Annotated in this window: 8 protein-coding genes; 5 read left to right on the top strand and 3 right to left on the bottom strand. The window is 71.8% G+C overall.

From position 1 onward, the window contains the following. The first annotated feature begins 221 nt into the window (after positions 1-221). Positions 222-3,221, top strand: a complete 3,000-nt coding sequence (locus tag G6031_RS14740; RefSeq protein ID WP_182653654.1) for an AMP-binding protein — start codon at positions 222-224, stop codon at positions 3,219-3,221. 46 nt (positions 3,222-3,267) lie between these two features. Here the strand turns inward: G6031_RS14740 and G6031_RS14735 are convergent, their stop codons facing one another. Both G6031_RS14735 and G6031_RS14730 read right to left on the bottom strand, forming a co-directional pair. After that, positions 3,268-3,618, bottom strand: a complete 351-nt coding sequence (locus G6031_RS14735) for a metallopeptidase family protein (RefSeq protein WP_179524221.1) — start codon at positions 3,616-3,618, stop codon at positions 3,268-3,270. Beyond that, positions 3,615-4,730, bottom strand: coding sequence for a septum formation family protein (locus G6031_RS14730; protein ID WP_241737366.1), 1,116 nt, complete (start codon positions 4,728-4,730; stop codon positions 3,615-3,617). Before G6031_RS14730 ends, G6031_RS14735 begins: the two co-directional genes overlap by 4 nt. A 142-nt stretch (positions 4,731-4,872) precedes the next feature. On the opposite strand from G6031_RS14730, the gene G6031_RS14725 reads away from it, so the two are divergent. Together G6031_RS14725 and serS are read left to right on the top strand one after the other, a co-directional pair. Continuing rightward, positions 4,873-5,220: an ankyrin repeat domain-containing protein gene (locus tag G6031_RS14725; RefSeq protein ID WP_206682168.1), complete on the top strand. Its 348-nt coding sequence runs from the start codon at positions 4,873-4,875 to the stop codon at positions 5,218-5,220. 36 nt (positions 5,221-5,256) lie between these two features. Continuing rightward, on the top strand, positions 5,257-6,519 hold the full coding sequence (gene serS / locus G6031_RS14720; RefSeq protein ID WP_182653653.1) for a serine--tRNA ligase: 1,263 nt from the start codon (positions 5,257-5,259) through the stop codon (positions 6,517-6,519). A gap of 10 nt (positions 6,520-6,529) precedes the next feature. Here serS and G6031_RS18970 read toward each other — a convergent pair whose 3' ends face one another. Continuing rightward, a complete protein-coding gene (locus G6031_RS18970) occupies positions 6,530-7,048 on the bottom strand; it encodes a PaaI family thioesterase (RefSeq protein WP_179524224.1) in 519 nt (172 codons plus the stop codon). 60 nt (positions 7,049-7,108) lie between these two features. Here G6031_RS18970 and G6031_RS14710 point away from each other — a divergent pair, with 60 nt between their 5' ends. Together G6031_RS14710 and G6031_RS14705 are read left to right on the top strand one after the other, a co-directional pair. Further along, positions 7,109-7,930, top strand: a complete 822-nt coding sequence (locus G6031_RS14710; protein WP_182653652.1) for a lysophospholipid acyltransferase family protein — start codon at positions 7,109-7,111, stop codon at positions 7,928-7,930. Then, the gene (locus tag G6031_RS14705) at positions 7,927-8,757 is read left to right on the top strand and encodes an HAD family hydrolase (RefSeq protein ID WP_182653651.1); all 831 of its coding nucleotides are present in this window, start codon (positions 7,927-7,929) and stop codon (positions 8,755-8,757) included. Before G6031_RS14710 ends, G6031_RS14705 begins: the two co-directional genes overlap by 4 nt. Positions 8,758-8,967: the final 210 nt, after the last annotated feature.

The following is an 8,967-nucleotide window of genomic DNA, read 5'->3' as shown; positions in this document are numbered from 1 at the left end:
CCCTCACAGTGGGCGCTGGTCAACCGGATCCCCAACTGCGGGGTCATCGAGTTGGCGCCGGACCGCGGTGGGTGGTCCTGTGAGCGGTGGGGCGACCACCTCGGACGCCCGCCGTTCTGACCGGCGGTGCGCCGGGCCGACCACCTTTCGCGCCCCGTCCTCCCCTCTGTTCGTGAACTGACCACTCCGACCAGAAGTCGCGCCCTAGTGTCAGACCCACCATGACCCTCAGCCCCGACATCCTCGCCGTCGCCCTCAAGACCGCGACGTCGTACGTCGTCAACGCGATCGAGGTCCTGCGTTTCGGCGGTCTCCAGACCGACGAGGAGTTCTCGCCGTTCGAGATCGCCACCCGTCGGCCGATGTTCCGGCTGCGCCGCTACTACGCGCCGGTGGCGGGGGTCGCGGAGCACGGACGTGTCGGCGGTGATGCGGAAGAGAGACCGCGCCCGCCGATCGTGCTCGTGCCCCCCATGATGATCTCCGCCGACGTCTGGGACGTCTCCCCGTCGACGAGCGCGGTGGCCGCGCTGCACGCGGCCGGCATGGATCCCTGGGTGATCGACTTCGGCTCCCCGGACCTCGAGGACGGCGGACTCGAACGCACCCTCACCGACCACGTGGTCGCCGTGAGCGACGCCGTCGACCTCGTCACCGTGGCCACGGGTCGCTCGGTGCATCTCGCCGGGTACAGCCAGGGTGGCATGTTCTGCTATCAGGCCGCGGCATACCGGCGCTCGCGCGACCTCGAGAGCGTCGTGACGTTCGGCGCGCCCGTCGACGTCCGCGGTAACGCCCCGCTCGGCGTACCCGAGGACCTGATCGTGAACGTCGCCCGCTTCGTCGCCGACCACGTCTTCAGCGACCGCTCGCTCCCCGGGTGGATGGCCTCGGCCGGGTTCCGTCTGCTCGACCCGATCAAGACCGCGCGTGCGCAGGTGGGTTTCCTGCGTCAACTCCACGACCGCGAGGCGCTGATCGGACACGAGCGGCAGCGCCGCTTTCTCGGCGGCGAGGGATTCGTCGCGTGGTCCGGACCGGCGATCGTCGACGTGCTCCACCAGGTGATCATCCAGAATCGGATGATGGTCGGCGGCTTCGTCGTCGGCGATCACGTCGTGTCCCTGGCCGACATCACCTGTCCCGTCCTCGCGGTGCTCGGGGAAGTCGACGAGATCGGCGTCCCGGCGGGCGTCCGGAAGATCGCGGCCGTCGCCCCCGGCGCGGACGTCTTCGAGTTCCCGGTCCGCGCCGGGCATTTCGGACTCGTCGTCGGCTCGACCGCCTCCTCGCTGACATGGCCTGCCGTCGCCGACTGGATCGACTGGAGAGAAGGCACCGGAGATCGTCCGAAGGGCATCGTCGAGGTCGGGCCCGACTCCGGTGGTGACCCGTCTCCCAGCACGGCGGTGATGCTCGCGACGGAAGGGGCGACGCAGATCGCCGGGGTGGGGGTCGGTGTGGTGCGCGGTGCCGGCCACCTCGCCGTGGGCACTCTGCGGACGACGCGGGCCCTGGGATACGAGGCGCTGCACGCCGCGCCGCGCCTGTTGCGACTGGGGCAGATCCAGACGGGGACACGCATCTCGTTCGCCAAGATCATGGCCGAGCGTGCGCGGACGCAGCCTGATGACGCGTGCTTCCTGTTCTCCGATCGCGTGCACACGTACTCGGCCGTCGACGCCCGGATCACGAACGTGGTGAGGGGGATGATCGAGGTCGGGGTGCGCCAGGGCGACCACATCGGTGTGCTCATGGAGACCCGGCCCTCGGCGCTGGTCGCGATCGCCGCGCTGTCGCGTCTCGGCGCCGTGGCCGTGCTGTTGCCCCCGTCGCAGGATCTGGCCGAACTGTTGACGCTCAGTTCCGTGTCCGAGGTGGTCGTCGACCCGGAGCACGCCGCCAGGGTCACCGACGCCGGGGCGCGGGCGCTCGTCCTCGGCGGCGGCGCGGACCGCGACCTGCCCGGAGACCTCGGCGCAGGGCTGGTCGACCTCGAACGCATCGACCCCGATGCGGTCGAGCTGCCCCGCTGGTACGTGCCGGACCCCGGCCGCGCCGGCGACCTCGCCTTCGTCGTCTTCACCCGCTCGACGGGAGCTTGGCAGACCAAGCTCGTGACCAACCACCGGTGGGCGCTCTCCGCGTTCGGCACCGCCAGCGCCGCGCGCCTGACCGCCGCGTCGACGGTGTACTGCCTCAGTCCACTCCATCACCCGTCCGGTCTGCTCACCGCCGTCGGCGGGGCCGTGGCCGCCGGGTCCCGGATCGCGCTGTCGCGCGGATTCGACCCGGCGACCTTCGACGAGGAGATCCGCCGCTACGGGGTCACGGCCGTGTCCTACACGTGGGCGATGATGCGCGAGCTGGTCCGTCGGCCGGTGCATCCGGGCGAGACCCTCCCGGCGATCCCGCTCTTCATGGGATCGGGCATGCCCCGCGGGGTGTGGCGGCGGCTGCTGGACCGCTACCCGGGGACCCGGGTCCTCGAGTTCTACTCCGGCACCGAGGTCGATGTCGTCCTCGCCAATCTCTCGACGACCAAGCAAGGCGCGCGCGGCCGTCCGCTGCCCGGCACCGCCGAGGTGCGGCTCGTCGAGGTCGACCCCGACTCGGGCGCGATCAGGACCGGTCCCGGTGGCTACGCCGTGCCGAGCGGGGTCGGCGCGCCCGGGGTGCTCCTCACCCGGCCCCGTCTCCGGGTGGACGCCTCCGTTCGCCGGCTGCGCGGGGTGTTCCGTCGGGGCGACACGTGGGTGTCCACCGACGACATCTTCGAGCGTGACCGGGACGGTGACTACTGGCAGCTCGGCCAGGCGAGCACGGTGGTCCGCACGGCGCACGGCCCGGTGTTCCCGATCCAGGTCGCCGACGCGCTCGGGGATCTGCCCGAGGTCGACCTCGCCGTGCTGTACGGCGTGTCCGCTGCCACGGGTCCGGTCGCCGTCGCCGCGGTGAGCCGGTGGGGCTCCACGGCGATCACCGCGGCCGACGTCGGTGGCGCACTCGCCTCGGTCCCGCCCACCGGCCGACCGGATATCGTCCACGTCGTCGACGACATCCCGGTGACGAACTGGTATCGGCCGGACGCCACCGGATTCGCCGCCCGGGGCCTGCCGAAGGCCGGCCCGCGAACCTGGATCCGCGATCCCGGTACAGGCGGGTACGTGCGGCTGACCAAGGCGGTGCGGGACGGGCTGGTCACGTCGGACCAGCTGTGATGCCCAGGCCCGGTCACGTCGGACCAGCTGTGATGCCCAAGTCCGGTCAGCCCCAGCCGAGGGCGTGCAGGGTGTGCTCCTCGATCCCGAAGTGGTGGGCGATCTCGTGGATGACCGTCACCGCCACCTCGTGGACCAACTGCTCCTCGGTGGAGCAGAAGTCGCACAGCGCACCCCGGTAGATCGTGATCGTGTCGGGCAGGAAACCCGAGTAGGTGGTGTCACGCTCGGTCAACGCCACGCCCTCGTACAGGCCCAGGAGGCCCGGTTCCTCCGGATGGCGGTCGGCGATGAGGACCACCACGTTGTCCATCGCGTCGAACAACGCGTCCGGGACGGAGTCCAGTGCGTCGTCGACGAGCGACTCGAACCGGGATTCGGCCACGACGATGCTCACGGCGTACCGCCGGGGATCGGGACGGACACGGTCCCGGGATCCGGGTCGGTCGGCGTGCCGGGTGTCCCCTGGCCGACCCCGGGTGGCGGGACCTCGGTGGTGGTGGGTGGCACCGGGGTGGAGCCGTCGATCAGCACGCCCTGCCGCGCGGACCCCCGCAGCACCGCGAACGGCCCGGGGTCGGCGGCCCGCATCAGCCCGCAGTTGACGGTGCGGCTCCCGGTCGCCCACGAGATCTGTGAGATCGGGTTGACGAGCGTGGAGATCAGGGTGGTGCGGCGCAGGGCCTCCCCGTCGCCCAGGTAGGCGGTCCCGGCGGCGAGGCAGGCGTCCGCGGTGAGCTCGGACTGCACCCGCGGCTCGGGCGGGGTGGGCGCGTCCGGGAAGAGTCCGGAGACGTCGACGTCGGAGACCACCTCGATCGCGTGGTCCTCCGAACACGGCACCGGCGCACCGGGAAGTCCCTCGTCGGTGAACCCCAGGCAGGTGCCGGGGTCCCACCGTCGGTGCTGGTCGGCCTCCGCGAACACCCCTGTCGAGGTGGTCGACCGGCCGTTGAGTTCGGCCGCGGCGACGCCGCACAACACGGTGTGGTCGCCCTTGGCCCAGCCCTCCTCGGACGGGGGGACGACCAGCCCGGTGAACCGGCCCGCCGGGTCGACCTCGCGGCCCCCCGCGTAGCGGGTGATCAGCGGCAAGCAGCGATCGGTGCCGATCGGGGCCAACCTCGAGTTGTCCGGGAGCGGGGTGTTCTCGCCGAACCCGGGTACCCCGGAGAGGTCGATGCGGCCGGCGACCTCGAAGCGGTGGGGCTCCGCGCAGTCGACGGTCGTGAACGCGGTGACGCGGTCGGCCGCGTCGACCTGCCAGGTCAGGCACGTTCCCGGGGCCGCGTTCGCGTAGGCGGGCCCGGACAGCGTCCTCGGGTCGACCTGCGGGACGATGGCCGCGATCCGTTCCGCCGTCGCGGAGTTCGGATCCCCCATGGCCGAGGCCATGAGTCCACCGGTGATCGCCCCGCCGGACAGGATCGCGACGAGTGAGGCCATGACCGCGCCCCGGGTCCGGAGCAGTGACCGGCCCGGGTGTGGTGATCGCGAGGAGGTGATCATCGCATCCATGATGCCGCAACTTCGCCGCCCCGATAGGATTCAGGGCATGAGCGGACAGAACCGAGACGAGGCCGGCGGCCCGGACAGCGGAACCCGCGCGCCGCGCGAGGGGGTCGACCCGGAGGTCCTCGAGTTCGCACAGATGCTCTTCCAGCTCGCCCGGGACGGCGAGACCGAACGCCTGGCCGCCTACGTCGACGCTGGGGTGAGCCCGGACCTGACGAACGAGCGCGGTGACGCGCTGCTCATGTTGGCCGCCTACAACGGGCATCCCGACACCGTCCGGGCGCTGCTCGCCCGCGGCGCGGATGTCGACCGCGCGAACGACCGCGGGCAGACCCCGCTCGCGGGGGCGGTGTTCAAGGGGTACGGCGAGGTGGTCCGGGTGCTGTTCGAGGGCGGTGCGGACCCCAACGGGGGGACGCCCACTGCGGTCGACACCGCCCGGATGTTCGAGAAGGACGCCTTCCTCGAACTCTTCGGCGTCTAGTTCGGGTGGTGGGACGGGGCCGCTAGGCTGGTCGCCGTGATCGATCTCAGGCTCCTCCGCGAGAACCCCGACCTCGTCCGCGATTCCCAGCGCACCCGCGGCGAGGACCCCTCGCTGGTCGACCGGCTGCTGGCCGCCGACGAGGCCCGCCGGTCCTCGATCTCCGCCGCGGACGGCGCGCGCGCCGAGCAGAAGGCACACGGCAAGAAGGTCGGTCAGGCCTCGCCGGAGGACCGCCCCGCGCTGCTCGAGGCGGCGGGTGCGCTCAAGCAGGCGGTCAAGGACGCCGAGGAGGCGGAGAAGTCCGCAGCGGCCGAGGTCGACCGACTCCAGCGGCTGCTCTCCAACGTCGTCGAGGCGGGGACCCCCGCCGGGGGCGAGGACGACTTCGTGGAGATCGAGCGGATCGGCGAGATCCCGAGCTTCGACTTCGAGCCGAGGGACCACCTCGAGCTCGGGGAGAGTCTGGGGCTGCTGGACATGGAACGCGGCGCCAAGGTCTCGGGCGCGCGCTTCTACTTCCTCACCGGCTACGGCGCACTCCTGCAGCTGGGCATGCTGCAGTTGGCGGCGCACAAGGCCACCGCCAACGGCTTCACACTCATGATCCCGCCGGTTCTGGTGCGCCCCGAGATCATGCAGGGCACCGGGTTCCTCGGCGCCCACGCCGACGAGATCTACCGGCTCGAGGCCGACGACCTCTACCTGGTGGGCACCTCCGAGGTCGCGCTCGCCGGCTACCACCAGGGCGAGATCCTGGACCTGTCGGCCGGACCCAAGCGGTACGTCGGCTGGTCCTCGTGCTTCCGGCGTGAGGCCGGCAGCCACGGCAAGGACACCCGGGGCATCATCCGCGTGCACCAGTTCGACAAGGTCGAGATGTTCTCCTGGTGCAAGCCGGAGGAGGCCCACGCCGAGCACCTGCGCCTCCTGGGCTTCGAGAAGGAGATGCTGCAGGCCATGGGGCTGCCGTTCCGCGTGATCGACATCGCCGGTGGGGACCTGGGGTCGTCGGCCGCCCGCAAGTACGACTGCGAGGCGTGGGTCCCGACCCAGGGTGCCTACCGGGAGCTCACGTCCACGTCCAACTGCACGACGTTCCAGGCCCGCCGGCTGGGGGTGCGCTACCGGGACGAGGGGGGAAAGCCCCAGACGGCCGCCACCCTCAACGGCACGCTGGCCACCACGCGCTGGCTCGTGGCGATCCTGGAGAACCACCAGCAGGCGGACGGTTCCGTGGTCGTGCCCGAGGCGCTGCGGCCGTTCGTCGGCAAGGACGTGCTCGAGCCGCCCCGCTGACCGGATCGGCTCAGGGCCGGAAGAGCATCATCACGCCGCTCGCGCTGGCGCAGGTCCGACCGTCGGTGTCGAGGACCTTGGCCTGCACGACGCACGTCGACCGGCCCACGTGCTCGACCTCGGCATGGATCGTCGCGGGGGTCTTCTCCAACCTGAGCGCGCGGATGTACCGGACGGTCAGGTCGAGCGTGCTGTAGCCCACGCCCTCGTCGACGACGGTCGCGGTGGCGTAGCCCAGGGCGGAGTCGACCCACCCCGAGACGATCCCGCCGTGCACGGTCCCCCCGTTGTTCAGGGCCCACTCCCCGGGTGTGGCGGTCATGGCGACCACGCGATCGGACGCCGAGGTCAGTGCCAGGCCGAGGGTGTGCGCGCCGGGGGAGAGGTGACGCTCGCCGTCGACGATCCCCCGCAGGGCGTCCAGCCCCGCGTGCGGGCTGCGCTCGGACTCGCTCGGCAGCGGCGGCCACGAATAGTGGCGACTGCGCGCCGCGGGGTCGACCGAATCGAAGGGCTCGTCGTCATCCACCCCGCCGAACCTACCGGCAGCGGATCACGCCGCCCGGGGTGGGCCGCTACGCTGGGGGCCGTGGAGCTGCTCTATACGGGGATCATCGGGTTCGCCCGGACAATGTTCAAAGTCCAGGGACTGGACATCACGATGCGCGGCGAGCGCAACTTCCCCGAGGTCGGCGGGGCCGTGGTGGTGATGAACCACACCGGGTACCTCGACTTCGTCTACGGCGGCATCCCGGCGCGCCTGCACAAGCGGTTCATCCGCTACATGGCCAAGGTCGAGGTGTTCGACCACAAGATCTCCGGGCCGATCATGCGGGAGCTCAAGCACATCCCGGTCGACCGCACGGCGGGTAAGGCGTCGTTCGACGAGGCGGTGGACCGGCTCAAGGCCGGAGAGCTGGTGGGCGTGTTCCCCGAGGCCACCATCAGTCGCAGCTTCGAGGTCAAGGGCTTCAAGTCCGGTGCGGTGCGGATGGCGCTCGCCGCCGACGTCCCGATCATCACGGTGACCCTGTGGGGCTCGCAGCGGGTGTGGACCAAGGGCCTGCCCAAGAAGCTGCTGCGCCCGAAGGTGCCGATCATGATGGAGGTCGGCGAGCCGACGCCGGCGTACGAGCCGGTGGAGGAGTGCACCGAGGAGCTGCGCTCGCGGATGCAGGCCACCCTCGAGCGGCTGCAGGACGAGTACGCGCAGCGCTACGGCCCGTACCCGCCCGGTGCGAACTGGGTCCCGGCCCGTCTCGGCGGTTCGGCCCCGACCCTCGAGGAGGCCACCGCCCTCGACGAGGCCGAGCACGCCGAGCGGATGCGCCGACGGGCGGAGAAGGCCGTGGACCCGTCCGCCGACGCCTCCGACGCCCCGAAGGGACCGGCGGGCCCGGACGCTCCGTGACCCGGTCCAGACCTCTGCTCGTCGCCACGGACGTCGACGGGACCCTGCTCGGCACCGACGACCTCATCCCGGCGGCCAACCGGGCGGTCGTGGCGGACCTCGTCGCGGACGGCGCGACGTTCGTGCTGGCCACCGGGCGCCCCCCGAGGTGGCTGGACCAGGTCGTCGACCAGTTGCCCGTCGCACCGCTCGCGGTCTGCGCGAACGGCGCGGTGATCATGGACACCGACACCGGCGAGTTCCTGTCCACCCGGCTGCTCGAACCGGACACTCTCGCCGCGATCGACGAGGTGCTGCGCCGGAGGCTCCCGCACAGCGGGATCGCGGCCGAGCGGCTGGGCACCGACGCGGCGGACGCCGACTTCGTGGCCAGCCCGGACTACGAGCACGCCTGGATCCATCCCGCACACCTGGAGGTAGGGCACGCCGAGGTGCTCTCCGCGCCGGTCCTCAAACTGCTGGCGCGGGTTCCCGGGGTGCCCAGCGCCGACATGGTGGCCGCGCTCCGCGGCGAGGTCGACCACCTGGCCGACGTCACCTACTCCACGACCGACGGGCTGATCGAGTTCGCGGCCCGCGGGGTGACCAAGGCCAGCGGCCTGACCGAGATCGCCGCCGCCACCGCGGCCTCCACGGCCCTGCCGTCCGCCGTCCCGGTGACTGTCGCCTTCGGTGACATGCCCAACGACCTGGAGATGCTGCGCTGGGCGGACCACGGCGTGGCGATGGGCAACGCCATCCCGTCGGTGCACGCCGCGGCCGACGAGATCACGCTGAGCAACGACGAGGCGGGGCTGGCGCACGTGCTGCGCCGCTGGTGGGTCTGAGCCCACAGTCCACAGCCCATAGATCACAGCTCACAGCCCTCGCCCCGCCCGGCCCGGTCGCTCAGCCGCTCCTGGCGATGATCGCTGGCGCGCACTTCGGTGCGCGCGCGAGTGCATCGACGTGGGCGAACGCGTTCCAGGTGCGCAGGCGCGGTCGCGGATGCCGGGGCAGCGGGACGCCGCGCCAGCGGATGCCGCGCCAGCAGATGC

The sequence above is a fragment of the Dietzia sp. CQ4 genome (assembly GCF_014145125.1).
GTDB lineage: Bacteria > Actinomycetota > Actinomycetes > Mycobacteriales > Mycobacteriaceae > Dietzia > Dietzia natronolimnaea.
Note: the sequence above shows the minus strand (reverse complement) of the source record. Positions and strands in the feature narration are given on the sequence as shown.

Bases quoted from the DNA above. Each gene is read 5' to 3' on its own strand.
- G6031_RS14740 (WP_182653654.1), top strand. From the start codon at position 222: ATGACCCTCAGCCCCGACATCCTCGCCGTCGCCCTCAAGACCGCGACG.
- G6031_RS14730 (WP_241737366.1), bottom strand. From the start codon at position 4,730: ATGATCACCTCCTCGCGATCACCACACCCGGGCCGGTCACTGCTCCGG.
- G6031_RS14725 (WP_206682168.1), top strand. From the start codon at position 4,873: ATGCTCTTCCAGCTCGCCCGGGACGGCGAGACCGAACGCCTGGCCGCC.